Below are 15377 nucleotides of genomic sequence, written 5' to 3'. Positions count from 1 at the left end.
TTTCAGATTACGCAAAACCCTCAGACTTTTGAGCGCAGGATGACATAACAAGAAGCATCATCAGAATTAATCCCAGACAAAGCAATTTATTAATCTGTTTTTTCAACGTGCGCATCCCCCAACTCATTCTAATTCCATTAATCCATTACATTAATGTTTAATATTTCTATATCTATCTTTCTATTCCTTTTTATTCCTTTTTATTTAACGTTTTTTAGAAACCGCTTACTTTCACATTGGATTGTTTTTGGCAGTAATGAGTTTATAAAAAAGAATGGCGTCCAAATGGCCGCCATTCTTTATTTACTGCTTATTTATTCTTTCAGAAGATCTTCAAATGCACTGATGAATCCACCCAGGATCGCATCTGCAAATTCGTCATCCATGGTAATTGTCCAACTATTATTATTCTTCACAAGATTCACTTCGATTGTGACTGTTGTTGTCTGGTCCTCATTGGCAATGGCGTCAAACAGTAGCTCCTGTATCGCCTGTTCAGCTTCTTCATCACTTAATTGTTCCTCTTCAGGCAATAATCCCTGTTCAATCGCCAATTTCATGACCGCATCGAGGTAAGCATCCAAGACGGCCGCGAAATCGGTATTGGTGATTTCCGCTGTCACGGTTGCCGTATCACCGTTTATGGCTGAAGACACAATGTTGTAATCGAGTTTGGTGAAGAAAGAGGCAATATTTTCATCGGTGATCGTGGTGCTGGTCGATTCATCAGAATTCATGAGTCCATCGTAGCTGAAATACCGGTCAACGGTATCCTGATCCAGTGCTTTGATCGCGTTCATCGCGTTGGCAAATGCTTCGGCGGGTTGCTCCAAAACGATACAAGAATAGATCTGATTCAGGACCAATGGCTTCACAACACTGGTACCGCCGACAGAATAAATTTTATTGATTTGTCCTACCTTACCTGCTAAAAAAGTTTCTACGGAAGGATCAATGCCGTTACCGACGAGCAGAATGGCTTTTCCTTGTTTTGCAGCTAACGCGGAACCAGCTAAGGCATCGGGGAAATTTAGCCCTGTGGCAACAAAGAGGGTATCCGTCGCTTGACCAAGGCCATTAATAATGTTGACTGCTGTTTCATAACGATTATTTCCGCCATAACGGGTTGGATCCGGAAGTTTGGATTCGACTTGCGCACTGATGACGCCAGTCCCGCCAGTAATAATCGTATCGGTTACTTGCAGTGTAGTTAAAGCTTCGCTTGTCGCTGCTGGTAGAGAATTTGTTTCGGATAACAGAATCGGTACACCGTTTTGCGCTGCCCAGGATGAGATCGCCAAGGCATCCGGGAAATTCTGTGCATAGGCGATGACAGCCTTTTTCGTCAACAGTTTATGATTGTCTTGCAGATATTTGGCAATATTCGCTGAAGTCTCATAACGATTGCCGCCTGTGATACGCTCGACCGTATAGTCCGCAGACAGATCCTCTTCAATCGCTGCGGATACCGCACCGGTACCGCCAAGGATATAGATCGTTTGCGCTTGGAGTCGTTCGATCTCCAACGCAGTGTCAGGAGAGAGTGATTGACTGTTCGTTAAAAGTATCGGGGCATCATAGGCTGCCGCCAGGACAGCACCGGCTAACGCATCTGGAAAATTGTTATCACGGACAAGGATAACGGCATTTGAACCTGCAGTCCATCCCTCCTTGGAGATTTCAATCGCAGTTAGCGTCCTGCTATCCCCTGCAAGTCTTTTATTTTCTACTGCCTGGGCAGCATATGCTTGTAAAGGCATCGCAGGAATTGTGATTGTGAACACCAGTGCCATTGAAAGCAGGAACTTCAGCCAATTTTTTCGAAAGCTCATTCTTTCTTCCTCCTAAAAATAGTAAGTAAGATATCTGGTGGATAATGGATAAGATATAAAAAAATAACACCAAGGAAAATTATATATTAAAACATGTTTTATTTCCTTCTGAAATTACAGGAAAAGATATTAGCAATGTTTGGCAATGAACAAATGAGCATTCGAATAATTTTAATTATTTCAATAAAATATCAAGCATTTTTTTCGTGTTATTTAAGAAAGAACGCGTGATTTGATAATGCTCCGTCTCTTCATAGCGTACCTGCTCGAATCCGTCACGAATCTGATAGATCAAGGCATCCGGGTAGGCCAAGATGATCGGGGAATGCGTTGCAATGATAAACTGAGATCCTTCGTTGATCAGTTCATGAATCCTTGTCAGCATCGACATTTGCCGTGAAGGGGATAACGCCGCTTCCGGTTCATCTAGAATATAGATACTCTCCCGACAAAACCTATTCTGAAAAACCGCGAAAAATGACTCGCCATGCGACTGTTCATGCAACGACCTTCCGCCATAGGCCCCCTCCAACATTAAATCTTCAACATTGGACGCAAAATTATAAAAGCTCTCTGCTCTAAAGAAGAAACCATCTCTAGGTCTTTTGGCTCCTTTAATAATTTTGATATATTGATTTAAGTCTGAATGCGTCGCTCTGGAAGTGAAATTGAAATTCTTTGTCCCGCCTTCCGCATTAAAACCAAATGCAACCGCGATCGATTCTAAAATTGTTGATTTTCCCGAACCATTTTCACCGACTATGTACGTTACTTTGGGGTGAAAAGACAACCTGTCTAAGTTCTTGATGGCAGGTAAATGAAAGGGGTATTCCGTAAAGGAGGGGACACGCTCCCTGTCTAATTCAATATAGCGTATGTACTGGTTAAGGCTGTTGAATTCCATTATTCTACCTCCTTAACGATTTGATCTAGCGGCTCATTGACTTCCTCCGGTTTCCGGTTAATTTAAGATACCCTCAATCAAAATCGTCTGTTGAAACAAAATAATGACCCCGAACCAGAATTGGCGATTACATGTACGGGATCACCAATCTTGCACAATATTAGTTTGAGTTCCTTGATAACGATGAGTAATTCATAATCCAATAAATAAACATACCTACAATTCTGAAGTCTTCTCGGTAAATTTGGTTCAGTTCTAATATATTTGTTAAAATATTAGCCATCAGCTACAGCCGAACGTGCTCAAGAAAAACAATCTTATTTGTCTTTTCATCGAAATAGAATTGAAAACGCTCCGTGCTGTTCTTCATAAATTTAGCCGTATCCCCATCGGTAATCATTTCCCGGATTGCTTGCCAGACCTTTAGCTTACCGTTCCTAATTGCTTTTTTCTCCAGCACATATTGCATGGGTTTGGATAAGGTTTGGCGATGGCTACACTACCATCGGGTTCTGCCTATTCCTGAAACGACCAGCGGCTGACTTCCCCGGTTTGCAGATTGATCCGGGCAAAAGTAGGGGGCTGGGCATTCTCGTCTTCCTCAATATAATAGCCATAGCCGTCCAAATAAAAAAGATATCCGTCGACGAGATACTCGGCTTCATAATCATCACAAGGCCATTTTACCCGGTATGTCCCCCTTTGACCAGTGGGCCCGCCATCCATCGTGTAAAAATAGAGCCAATCACCATACACATAGCTCATACCATCGAGTCCAAACCGGTCCATTTCCAGGAAAGCAAGTTTCACAGCTTTTCCTGCTTTTTGATCGACCCGGAAGACCGACCAGCCTGTGGAAGAAGGAATACCATTCGGACCCCGCTCTTCAGTCACAATGTAGAATTGACCGTTATAACGGGAGCCTCCTCCAAACTGTCCAAGGATAATATTTTCGCCGGTCCGGTTATTCAGCAAATGCTGCGTTTCACCGTCTTCGTAATCCGTATAAATCAGGTAGTCATTGTCGGCAGCAGTGATATAGGTGCGCCCTTGGGCCAGACATTCACTGCGGCTCCCGTCCAAGACCGCCCGGTAAAGGTCCCTGTTACTCAAGTGGGTGTAATAAATCCATTCGTCCTGAATGGAAAAGTAATTGCCGACGTTCTTGATCAAAATCTGGATGTTGGTGCCGTCTTTATTCATCGTACACAAATTTCCGCGCGGGGTCTGGTTAATATCGTCAAAGCCGATCTGATCGGTAAAATAGATCTTATCTTCTGTCAGCCACAGTTGCAGCGAAGAGTTCGTACAGATCTTTTCTGTGTTTCCCTTAAGGTCAACCCGGTAAATACCCCGTCCCAGATAATAGTAGGGCATATAGTAGACGTAGGTGCCGTCAAAGTAGAGCTTATGCACGGAGTGGGTCTTCACCAGTCGCCGTACTGTATTCTTTGCGGTATCCACCATATAGATCCCATCCTGCAGTTCGGCATAATAAATCAGGATGTTGCCGTTCTTGGCGAAAAACTTCCCGCTGTGCATGCTGTCGCTTTTTTCATCCGAGATAGCTGCACTATTCTCACTTGAAGCTCCGGTCTCCTGTAGCCCCGGCGCTATGTCTCCTTGGTTGCCGGTGTTTTCAGTTGCCGGAGATGGTTCAGCAGCACCGGCAGGACCTGTGGAAGACCCAGGCTGCGCAACGCAGCCTGACACCAGCAGAAGGATTAGCGCAAGGCAAACCCACCCATATTTCTTTTTTTTCATCCGGTGCACATTCATCTTATCTCCCCAAAACCTATTATTTTTTATATTTACTCACCTTCGTTGCTGGCTGCCGTACTCGTTACCAATAAATACCTGATTACTGCTTTCATAAACAGGCAGACTATAAGATAAACTCATTTTCATAGGAAGGATATGATCTTATGGCCTTACTTGGAAACCCATTTGTAGCGAATGTCCCTAAGCAGATGTCCAATGAGGAGTTGGCTCAGGCCCTTCGGGTTGATATTGCAGGGGAGTACGAAGCAATTATCGGCTATGAATCTCATGCTATGGCAACAAATGATGAGAGAGTAAAAAAGGTTCTCCATCATATTGCTGATGAAGAAAGACAACACGTCGGAGAATTAGAACAGTTGCTAGCCATGATTAGTCCAAAGGACTTGACGTCTATAGAAAAGGGAAGACAAGCCGTACAACAACAGCAATCTCAAAATTTTCAGGCCCCTATGCAATAAGGACTTTATTTTAGTAAAATTCTCCAAATAAATTTGTTCTCCTTTATTTTTCCCATGCTATCAGCGCTTGTCATAAAAAAACAGCCTTGTCCCAAGGCTGTCACTTCTTCATATTTCCTCACGTTTTAACTGCTCAATTTTCCACTGGCATTTCCATACGATCTTTAACATCGCTATAGCAATAATCCCAAGTAACACTGTAAAAGCCCCAAAGAGAACCTCGCCGCTTTCAAAGGCTGCCATCAACTCCACCAAGAAGCAGATGATCTCTATGGCCAAAAAGACGGTGAAAAAACGCTTGATCTTACTGTATTGCATGATTTTGGATTGGACATCCGTATACATCTCGAATGGCCCGTCCGCAGCCTTTTTCCGTAAAAAGACCCATCTGAACCACTGACCGACGACTTCTACGCCGGTATCCTCCATGAAAGATGCATAATCAGCCTTGTCCCCGTCCCATTTATCCAGTAAATCGATCTGATAATTGTACTCACCAGGGTCGCAGGGTTCAAACGTATAAAATCCAAGGAAGAATTTTTTAAAGGCCCATCCTTCCAAAGACATTTTTTGAAGCCAATCCTGTTCGGCATCTTTGTCATAATACCATTTGAATTTTATCATCTTTTAGATCCGCCCCTCATCCATCTTTTTTGCATTCTTGACAAGTTCATTCAGCCTTTGGACTTCGTTATGAAAGACTTCCGCACCCCGGCTCGTCAGAAGATATTCTTTTTTCTTTCTGGATTCCTTATCCTCACTGTATAAACAGATCCACCCCTTTGAAAGCATGGAATTAATCGCCCCGTATAAGGTCCCCGGTCCTAATGTGACTCTTCCGCCGGTCATTTCACCGATATCCTGAATAATCCCATAGCCATGATTCGGTGTGCGTACCGCCAATAAGATATAAAACAAGGCTTCTGTCAAAGGTGTATTATTGTCCAAACCAATCATCCTCCGATATATCTTCTAACGATATATAATATATCATCAGCCGATATATCTGTCAATATCTTTTGCCCCCTGATAAAAAAAATCCCGTGGACACTTTTCCACGGAAACACGCAGCATTTTGTTAAGCCGCCTGCTTAAAACTGTATTGCAAAGCGAACAGGCCTATAACCTCGCTTCTTCTAATTATTGATGATCGTTCCGCCGTTGATATGCAGGATTTGCCCCGACATATAGGCGGAATCGGCACTGGCCAGAAAAAGATAGGCAGGAGCAAGCTCCACTGGCTGGCCGGCACGCTGCATCGGGTTCGTACTGCCGAATGTACGGACTTCCTCTGCGCTGAAAGAAGCGGGAATAAGCGGAGTCCAGATCGGGCCGGGGGCTACGCCGTTGACCCTGATGCCCTGTTTGGCTAAGGATTCGGACAAAGACCGCGTAAAAGATACGACTGCGCCTTTTGAAGAAGCGTAATCAATTAAACGGACTTCACCTTGATAGGCGGTAATCGAAGCTGTATTGATAACCGCAGCGCCTTTTTGGAGATGAGGCAATGCGGCGCGGGTCAGGTAAAACATAGCAAAGATGTTTGTCCTGAATGTTCTTTCCAACTGTTCGGAAGTGATATCCAGAATAGAGTTCTGGGGATGCTGCTCCCCGGCATTATTGACCAAGATATCCAGATGACCAAAGGTTTGGATCGTTTCCCGGACGGCTTGATTGCAGAACATCTCGTCGGCGACATCCCCTGCGATCAGGAGGCAGCGACGGCCAAGCTGTTCTATTCTTTCTTTGGCATAAAGAATAGCAACGGCCCTGCCGATCCCACTGTCCCCTCCGCTGATCAGGGCAACTTTTCCCCGGAGTTTGCCTCCCGGCTGATAGTTGGGATCCTCAAAGGCAGGACTCGGGTTCATTAATGTTTCCAGTCCGGGCTGAAAATTCTGGTGCTGAGCAGGGAAAGTCGGCTGCGGAATGATTGCTTCTGTCATAAAGGTTTCTCCTTTTGTTTTCCCTTCATTTTCTCCCAAAAAAGCAGTATTCATTCCGCGAACCGTGCTGCGATCACACCATTCATTAATTTTGCGGGACGCTGCAGTGAAGCAATTGATTTTTATCTTTCATCTTTTCTTTTTATATCCCTGATTAACCAGTTAAGGCGAGAAAAAGCCGCGATGAAGGATAGCATACCCACTTCATCTACGGCTTATAGTTAGTTTTTGCCCTTGTTACCAACGGACAGCATTGAGGATGAAGAAAGCTATCCGATAAACCTGTCCAGCAATATGTCCTCAACATTTCTTCTTCCGTCGATTACTGCAAGTATCCATACTTTATTTTCTTCAATCTTATAAATCAGCCGCCATGGAGGGATTATTAATTCCCGATAAATCAAAATTCCGAAATAATTCAATTCCGGAACAATCCTTCCCTGGAGGGGTAATAGGTATAAATTTTCGGATTTTTCTTTGATGTCTGTATAGACCTTTCCCGCATTGATTGTACTGTCGATCGCAATATACTCTATTATTTTTTTTAAATCCTGCTGAGCGGTTTTGGTCCAAAAAACCTGATATTTTTTAATATTCATCGTTGCTCGTCCTGCTCAAGAAGATGATGATCCATACTCAAAAAAAAGTCATCCTGAGATAAAACATTTCCGTTAACGATGTCACTTTCCCCTTGCGTCAACAATTTTAGCAGCCCAAGCGTATTTTTCATTTTTTCGTAAGACTCCGTATCCAATAAAACAGCTTTGGCTTCTCCATTTTGGGTTACATAAACCGGCCTGCGGGACTCGTTCACTTGATCCAGTACCTCAGCTGCATTGGCTTTAATATAAGAAATCGGCCGAATATCATCCTTAATGTTCATAGAAACGAATCACCCCCTGTACAAATATAGTACTAAATTTAGTCCGGTTAGTCAAGAAATCTTAATCATTAGCCGTACAAACAGCTTTATTTCCTTTTCTAATAAGTCAAAACGGGCATAATTTTCTGATGTTGTTTATTTCCCTAACTCAAAAAGAACACCGCCAATATTGGTATACAGCCGTTTGTCGTTTGTAAGAATAAAACCCGAGCCAATTCCGTTTTCCGTATCATTCTGATAATTGGCGATCTCGATTTCCGTTACCGTATCGTCCGTGACTCCCAGACTGCTGAACTGCATCCGCCAATTGTTGTAAAGGTCGGTATTTGTCCAGATGTTTTCCTGATAAACAGGATTTTTGATCGTTCCTTTACTTGTGACGACTTGCTTATCGTTCACTGCGATCTCCTGGCCGAGATAGCCGTCGATTTGCTCCTGGCTTAAGCAGGTGACATTGGGGGTTGGAATTTCTTTCTTAATAATCCAGATTCCAAAATATGCACGAGTCGCCGGCGCCGATGCCGAGGCATTCGAAACTTCAGGAGCTGAAGCGGTGTCCGGCTTAGCTGAATAAATCAACTTTTCCATGGCTTGGCCCCTATAATAATATTTATCATACTCAAGATTTCCATTTGCAAGCCATTCCCTCGGCACAAAATCGTACTCGCTCGTTGCTTTGACGATCACCTTTTTCTCCTTGGTCTGGATATTGTAAAGGACCAGGTCTTGGACCCCGTTTAATTCCGTGGGCGTAACAGGTTGGATACTGCTGTTAACCATCCCGACGGCCACCCATTTGGAGTCCGGCGACCAGCACGGCCCGCCGGTGTAACCAAAATCCCCGATCGATTTGTCTTCCCGGGCGCTAACGATGATTCCTTCGCGCTGTACAGAAGTCCCGATATCGACAAACAGATAGCTGCTGTTCGGCGACCATAATAGTTTGCAGATCCTGTCGTTTACTCTCGGAATAAGCTTCGGCTCACTGCTGCCAACCTGCCAAAGGTAGAGCTGTCCCTCCCAAAGTTCCGAATTACCCTGGATATAAGCGACAAACCCGTTGTCGGGAGAAACAGTAGCTCCATAAATATTTGCCTTGTTGAGTTTTGTTTTGATATCGCTTAAAGTGTTTCCGGTGGAGTCCACCTGGTCTTGGACCGTTTCTTCAGTGCCCGTGCCGCCTGAACTGCAAGCCACCAATCCGCTAAGCAGGATGATGCTTACAAGCACCAGGGAGAATGTGATGACTCTCCGGCTTTTTACTTTCCTGCTCAAAATCTTTTGAAACCTCCCTTTCTTTTTCTTCCTTAGTTCTTAATTATACCAAATTTTCCTTGTTTTGATATCTAGCAAAACACCATTTTCCTGCCTCCGCCAGCGGGTCCGCAAACAGCCAAAAGGCAAGTAATTTTATTCAAACACTGCTGCCGTTTTTAGTGGTTGCCGGATTGGGGATAAGCAAGGGCGCTTTTTTGGTTTCGGCGTTTACCCTTACATCATCTGTTTTGCAGCCGGTTTTCGGTTACCTGGTCGATCAAAAAAACCAGCGCTGGCTGGGCTGTTAGGGCTTAGTTTGAAATCCCCAAAAAGCCCTGCCTAATCCATAAAAACTCAATGGTCATCATTCCTCTTTAACCTCTTTGTAAAACCGATTACCGGTTTCCGGTTCATAATAAACTTTAAATTTCTTACCGTTCACTGGGTCGATAAAAACCTCATCCGTAGCCATATACCCTTTGGGTATATCGTTTCCATGATTCTTTCGATAGCGTTTATCCCAAATAAACCATGAACAGAAGGCAATGATAAGAAATATCCCCACTTCCAATAATATATAGATTTCAGCCGTTATTCTCATCTTAAGCTTCTTTCTCCACCACAACCGCGGTTCCAAAGGCTACAATCTCACTCATGGTCTGTCCAATTTCGCTGGAATCAAACCTCATCATCACCACAGCGTTTGCTCCCATCGCCTGGGCATTCTTGACCATACGGTCTATCGCCTGTTTACGGGTATCTTCAAGCAGGGCGGTATATTCATGGATTTCCCCGCCGATAAGACTGCGCAGCCCAGCTATGATATTCCCGCCCAATCCCCGGCTGCGAACAACGAGACCGAACACCTGTCCTTTAACATCCGTTACTTTGTAACCTTTGATATTTTCGGTCGTAACGATTAACATACTGTCACTCCCTTTTTATTTTTATTTTACAGATCTTGTAGCCAGCTTACAATTATTTTTGCAATTTTTGACTCAATCCATTCTATTAATAAACAGCTGTTCCAAGATATCTGCTAAAAATGCCAACCGGAACACCTGCCGTTAAAATGATATTTCCTCTGTTTTATGGTATTCTAGGATTATTGCACACCATTAATCCTCAAAGGAGTTCCTTTCATGGCCTTATTCAACGTCACAGAAAGGGAGATTCAAGCCCTTGCCTCCAACCGAAAATCTTACGAGCTCGGTGTCATTTATGCGCAGAGCCGGAAAGTAAGCAACTTTAATTTTGACCCTGAGCAAAGGGCCATCAAAGCGATTGTCGCCGGCAATTGGCACTACGATGTCCGTATCGTGTTAAATCAGAGCGGGACCGTGAGCTCCGCTCATTGCACTTGTCCGGCCTACGCCGAATATCCCGGGGCCTGTAAACATGTCGTCGCAGTTTTAAAAACTGCACGGCAAAAACTTTCTGCCATACAGTCTTCATTTTCGGATTCCATCAAGGCCGGCAGTGAGTTCATGACCTTCATCTCCGACCGCAAGCAGGAGAATCCGCTGGAAGAGCTGAACCTCGAGGTGGGACTTCAGCTCAGTACGGTTTTTCGCAAAATAAGTGCCCAGCTCCAGCTGAAAGTAGGCCTAAAGCGTCCTTATGTTGTTAAAAACTTAAAGGATTTTTTACTTGCCGTAAAAAATGAGCATTCTCTGGACTTTGGGGCAAAATTCACCTATGATCCGACCCGTCACAAATTCAAAGAAACTGACGCGCCTTTGATCGCCATGCTCCAGGATATGCTGGCCCAATATGAAGCTTTCCAGGAAATCAGGAATGTCTCCAATTTTGCCTATACAGCTTCTCCGTTCAGTCAAAAACCGTTTGTACTCAGCACTTACTATTTGAGCAAATTATTGGATGCGCTGGGATCAAAGCCTTTTTCCCTGCATGCCGGTTTTGCCAACGGCTATGAAACAACCGAATTTCTGACTGTAAATATCAGACGGAAGGATATCCCGCTAGACTTTTCCGTTGAGGCCGAAGAACAAAATATCCTTCTGTTGCTGCAAAATGAACTGCCTGTCCCGTTAACCGCAGATGGGAGATATTATCTTTACAACCGGCAGATTTATCAGGTCTCTCAGGAGCAAACGGAATTCCTGCCCAACCTGCTCAAAGCCCTGAACGGCAAGCAGCGTCCAGGCATTCTGTTTACTGCGGCGCAAAAAGACCGGTTTGCTTCAGAAGCCCTCCCGTTGATGCAAAAAATTGCGACAGTCCGCGTAGAGCCAACACTTGCAGATAGATTTATCCGTGAGGATTTGCAGCCGAAGATCTATTTTGACCGGGCCGGAGAAAACGGAGTTACAGCCCGCCTGGAATTTCATTACGGGGAGATCTCGATTAATCCGTTTTCTTCACGCGGGGGCTTCCGGACTGCGCCAGGTGATGATCAAATCCTGATCCGGGATCTTGAGCAGGAAAGAAAAATTCTGAATATCTTTGAACAGGCTGATTTTATCGTATCTGAAGGCAAAATCAGTCTGGAGGATGACGAGAAGATCTTTGATTTTACCGTCAAGGGATTTTCGGAGCTTCAAGATTTGGCGGAAACCTACTATTCCGATGATTTCCGATTGAAAATTCAAACTTCCGCCACCTTTTCCGGCCGGATTCGTCTGGATGAATCCCTGGATATGCTGGAAGTCTCTTTTACCTGCGGTGATATTGATCCGGGGGAATTAGCTGATATCTTTCAATCCCTGCAGATGAAGAAGAAATACTACCGCCTGCGTGACGGCTCATTTCTTGATTTGCAGCAGCATGACCTGGAAGCCATGAGCAAACTTCTCGATCACCTGGATCTGAAGGGGCAGGATTTAACCAACCAAACGCTTCACCTCCCGAAGTTCCGGGCCCTGTACATTGACAGCTTCCTCAGGCAGGCCGAACTTTCTGGAATCCAACGCAATAAAGCTTTCAAACAACTGGTCCAAAGCATCCTGGAACCCCAGGACGGGGAATATGATCCTCCGCTGCCGCTGCAGCAGGTGCTGCGTGATTACCAGAAAACAGGTTTTAAATGGCTGAAGACGCTTGCTTCCTATGGTCTGGGCGGTATCCTTGCCGATGACATGGGTCTCGGCAAAACCCTGCAGGTTTTAGCCTTCGTTCTATCGGAAAAGCTCACTGCCGCCCAAAATCCCTCCTCTTTATTACCGTTTTTAGTCATCGCGCCGACTTCCCTGGTCTACAACTGGCAAAGTGAAGCAGAGAAATTTACGCCTGACCTACATGTGCTCGTCATCGATGGGCAGCCTGCCGAGAGGCAGGAACAAATCAGCCGGATTACGCCAGCTGATCTTGTTGTCGTTTCTTATGCCGTACTGCGCCGTGATATTGAGCAATTTTCCAAGTTGGCATTCTCCTATTGTTTTTTGGATGAGGCCCAAAACATCAAGAATCCGCAAACCCTCAATGCCAAGTCTGTCCAGAAAATTCAAGCCAAAGGATATTTTGCTCTAACCGGAACACCCATTGAAAATTCCCTGTCGGAGCTCTGGTCCATCTTTCATTTCATTATGCCCGGCTATCTGCCTAGCCACCAGGAATTTCACAAGAAATACGCCCTGCCCGTGTCGAAAGGAGACACGGAATCTCTTCAGGAATTGAGCAGGCAGATCAAGCCGTTCATCCTGCGCAGACTGAAAGTTGATGTCCTAAAAGAACTGCCTCCCAAAATTGAAACGGAGATCAAAGCTGCTTTGACAGATGAGCAACGAAAAATCTACCTGGCCTACCTCCAGCAAACGAAACGTCAGCTTGCTGAGGAACTGGCTGTCTCAGGTTTTGCCAAAAGCCAGATTAAAATACTGGCAGCCTTAACCCGCTTGCGGCAAATCTGCTCCCACCCGGCAATGTTTATTGAAAATTATACGGGGGGAAGCGGCAAGATGCTGTTGTTTCAGGAGATTTTGACAGAATCGCTGAACGCCGGCCATCGGATTCTGGTCTTTTCCCAGTTTACTTCGATGCTGGATCTGATTCAGAATGACCTTAATCAACATAAGATCACGCACTTTTACCTGAGCGGTTCTACCAAGGCTCTGGAAAGAACTCAAATGGCCCAAGCCTTCAATGACGGTCAAGGCAAGGTCTTTCTTATTTCTTTAAGAGCAGGTGGGATGGGCCTTAACCTGACGGGCGCCGATACTGTCATTCATTTTGACCCCTGGTGGAATCCGGCCGTTGAAGACCAGGCTACGGACCGCGCGCACCGGATCGGGCAAAATAATTCGGTTCAGGTCATCAAGCTTTTGACCCAAGGGACCATCGAAGAAAAAGTCAACGCCTTGCAGGCCAAGAAGAAAAAGCTGATCGATTCCGTCATCCAGCCCGGAGAAACGATGTTGTCCAAGCTAACAGAACAGGAGCTCAATGCGCTGTTTGATTTTGACTAATAACTCTCTATTTTTTTGTTAAACAACCTGATTGGTAGGAGGATTATACGCACAATTTGACGCTAAGTCACCCTGACTCCTTTCAAAAAAATTTCTGTGTCAGAACTGGACAATGTTCATATGATGTACCAGGAAAAAGTCTGTCCTAATTTTTGGAGGGTGATTATGTGTTCAATAAATATGGTTTCCAAAAAATAACTCCCCGAAACGGTTTTGATACAAATCCCAACAACGCCATGCAAAACAATTATGCCTGGTCAATGGCTGAGATGGGAGAATATCTCTATGTAGGGACCGGAAGAAATATTCTCTATAACATTCTCCTGACTATTAAGAATGCAGGAATATTGGGGGATTTCGAAATCCCGAAGGAGCTAACCCCTGAGGTTGTCGATAACAGAGCAGAAATCTGGCGTTATAACAAAGCGCTTCCCCATGCCGGTTGGGAGAAAGTTTTTAAAGCTCCAGCTGATTTCAATATTATCCAAGGTTTTCGGTATATGATCCGTTATACCGACCTGAATGGTCAAACGGCGCTTTATGTTGGTGGGTATTGTCAGGGTAAGGTAAGGACATTTAGGTCCACAGATGGATTGTCCTGGCTTGAAATACCCAATGATAATCTTAACGGTACTTCCACAAGGGCAATGGTGATTCATACCAACGAAAAACTCTATATGTCAACTGTAGATGAGATCTCTCAAACTCTAACTGCTCTGATTTATGAATATATCCCTCCTACCGTTCACTTTCCAAATGGCAGATGGGAGCAGGTTACAGGGGATCCAAGCAACCCGGGATTTATCCAAGGTAAAAACCCAAGCGGGCAAGTAATGATGATGGCAAGCTTTAAAGGACACCTTTATGCCGCTACCTCTAATCTGGTGGAAGGATTTGAACTTTGGAGAACTGAAGGCACAGGACCCATCATTAATGAATGGAAATTGGTGATCGACAAGGGAGCCGGTGATGCGCTTAATATTATTCCCTTAACACTTGGAGCGTTTAAAGATTATTTATATGTTGGCGCCATTATGTTCCCTCTTCTTGCGCAACAGCCGATGAATCTCTCCGCATTTAAACCCTTTGACCTGGTGAGGATAGACGCGCAGGATCATTGGCAGCTGGTAATCGGGGGCAAGGCTAAAAAGCCTACCAACCCCACCACGGGCACACGGGGCAAAGCATTAAGCCATAAACCCTCGGGGTTAGGAAATCCCTTTAATTTATACTGCTGGCAGCTGGAAGAATACAATGGGGAATTCTTCCTGGGCACATTTGACTGGTCTGTACTCCTTAAACCGCTCGTTCCCGCTATCATTCCTGCAATTCTAAATTTACCCGGATTTCTAGAAGAACTTCTGCGAATCATTCTTAGCGTGCTGCTTACAGTAGGCGATGCAATCTATCCATTTAATGGATTTGATTTGTTTAAGTCCAAGGATGGCATTCATTGGGCTCCAATTACCTTAAACGGTTTGGGAAATCCGCATAACTACGGTGCAAGGATCTTGTTTAAAACAGCAAACGGGCACTTGAATTTAGGAACCGCCAACCCCTTTGATGGTTGTGAAGTTTGGTTCCGCTAAAGAGATATTTTTGCTTAAATGGTTATAAATGGAAAAATCAGTTCTGTAGAAGTATTCATACGGTGATATGATAGATCCTAGGAGCAGGGGGATGAGCGTATGGATAATACTTGGCAAGCTATCCATGAGAGATGAACTGACAAATAATAGCTTAAAAATAAAAATTATTGATAATAAAAGGGGCTGTTGCACAACGAACGTAACCGTTCGTGGGCAATAGCCCTACTTTTATTGCGTGAGAAATAGCAAAAGCGGGCTCAAAGAGCCCGCAAATACTGTATAATTTAGTTATGCAACTAAAT

Annotated in this window: 14 protein-coding genes; 3 read left to right on the top strand and 11 right to left on the bottom strand. The window is 44.5% G+C overall.

The window, feature by feature from the left end; genetic code table 11:
• Nucleotides 1-314: 314 nt before the first annotated feature.
• The 3 genes from OKX56_RS11395 to OKX56_RS11385 all read right to left on the bottom strand — a co-directional run bounded on the left by OKX56_RS11395 (nt 315) and on the right by OKX56_RS11385 (nt 4500).
• Nucleotides 315-1832 carry a cell wall-binding repeat-containing protein gene (locus tag OKX56_RS11395; RefSeq protein ID WP_025205243.1) on the bottom strand — a complete coding sequence of 506 codons (1518 nt, stop codon included), beginning with the start codon at nt 1830-1832 and terminating at the stop codon, nt 315-317.
• Nucleotides 1833-2007: 175 nt separating this feature from the next.
• Nucleotides 2008-2736 carry an AAA family ATPase gene (locus tag OKX56_RS11390; RefSeq protein WP_019225688.1) on the bottom strand — a complete coding sequence of 243 codons (729 nt, stop codon included), beginning with the start codon at nt 2734-2736 and terminating at the stop codon, nt 2008-2010.
• Between the two features lie 516 nt (nt 2737-3252).
• Entirely contained in the window at nt 3253-4500 is a 1248-nt protein-coding gene (locus OKX56_RS11385) for a DUF5050 domain-containing protein (RefSeq protein ID WP_242837024.1), read from the bottom strand.
• 161 nt (nt 4501-4661) lie between these two features.
• On the opposite strand from OKX56_RS11385, the gene OKX56_RS11380 reads away from it, so the two are divergent.
• Nucleotides 4662-4976 carry a demethoxyubiquinone hydroxylase family protein gene (locus OKX56_RS11380; protein ID WP_019225691.1) on the top strand — a complete coding sequence of 105 codons (315 nt, stop codon included), beginning with the start codon at nt 4662-4664 and terminating at the stop codon, nt 4974-4976.
• A 108-nt stretch (nt 4977-5084) separates the two neighbouring features.
• Here OKX56_RS11380 and OKX56_RS11375 read toward each other — a convergent pair whose 3' ends face one another.
• The 8 genes from OKX56_RS11375 to OKX56_RS11340 all read right to left on the bottom strand — a co-directional run bounded on the left by OKX56_RS11375 (nt 5085) and on the right by OKX56_RS11340 (nt 9988).
• The gene (locus OKX56_RS11375) at nt 5085-5600 is read right to left on the bottom strand and encodes a DUF2812 domain-containing protein (protein ID WP_025205241.1); all 516 of its coding nucleotides are present in this window, start codon (nt 5598-5600) and stop codon (nt 5085-5087) included.
• 3 nt (nt 5601-5603) lie between these two features.
• Nucleotides 5604-5924, bottom strand: coding sequence for a PadR family transcriptional regulator (locus OKX56_RS11370; protein WP_019225693.1), 321 nt, complete (start codon nt 5922-5924; stop codon nt 5604-5606).
• Between the two features lie 188 nt (nt 5925-6112).
• Nucleotides 6113-6922 (bottom strand): SDR family oxidoreductase, encoded by an 810-nt coding sequence (locus OKX56_RS11365; RefSeq protein ID WP_025205240.1) that lies wholly within the window; start codon nt 6920-6922, stop codon nt 6113-6115.
• 269 nt (nt 6923-7191) lie between these two features.
• A complete protein-coding gene (locus tag OKX56_RS11360; RefSeq protein ID WP_025205239.1) occupies nt 7192-7521 on the bottom strand; it encodes a type II toxin-antitoxin system RelE/ParE family toxin in 330 nt (109 codons plus the stop codon).
• The gene (locus OKX56_RS11355; RefSeq protein WP_019225700.1) at nt 7518-7805 is read right to left on the bottom strand and encodes a type II toxin-antitoxin system Phd/YefM family antitoxin; all 288 of its coding nucleotides are present in this window, start codon (nt 7803-7805) and stop codon (nt 7518-7520) included. Before OKX56_RS11355 ends, OKX56_RS11360 begins: the two co-directional genes overlap by 4 nt.
• A gap of 135 nt (nt 7806-7940) precedes the next feature.
• A complete protein-coding gene (locus OKX56_RS11350) occupies nt 7941-9080 on the bottom strand; it encodes a hypothetical protein (RefSeq protein ID WP_025205238.1) in 1140 nt (379 codons plus the stop codon).
• 346 nt (nt 9081-9426) lie between these two features.
• The gene (locus OKX56_RS11345) at nt 9427-9663 is read right to left on the bottom strand and encodes a hypothetical protein (RefSeq protein WP_025205237.1); all 237 of its coding nucleotides are present in this window, start codon (nt 9661-9663) and stop codon (nt 9427-9429) included.
• Nucleotide 9664: 1 nt separating this feature from the next.
• Entirely contained in the window at nt 9665-9988 is a 324-nt protein-coding gene (locus tag OKX56_RS11340) for a heavy metal-binding domain-containing protein (RefSeq protein WP_015044541.1), read from the bottom strand.
• 216 nt (nt 9989-10204) lie between these two features.
• On the opposite strand from OKX56_RS11340, the gene OKX56_RS11335 reads away from it, so the two are divergent.
• Both OKX56_RS11335 and OKX56_RS11330 read left to right on the top strand, forming a co-directional pair.
• Nucleotides 10205-13486 (top strand): DEAD/DEAH box helicase, encoded by a 3282-nt coding sequence (locus tag OKX56_RS11335; RefSeq protein WP_025205236.1) that lies wholly within the window; start codon nt 10205-10207, stop codon nt 13484-13486.
• A gap of 167 nt (nt 13487-13653) precedes the next feature.
• On the top strand, nt 13654-15075 hold the full coding sequence (locus tag OKX56_RS11330; protein WP_025205235.1) for a hypothetical protein: 1422 nt from the start codon (nt 13654-13656) through the stop codon (nt 15073-15075).
• Nucleotides 15076-15377: the final 302 nt, after the last annotated feature.

This window comes from Dehalobacter sp., assembly GCF_030063005.1.
GTDB classification, from domain to species: Bacteria; Bacillota; Desulfitobacteriia; order Desulfitobacteriales; family Syntrophobotulaceae; genus Dehalobacter; species Dehalobacter restrictus.
This window is presented reverse-complemented; position numbering and strand designations above follow the sequence as displayed.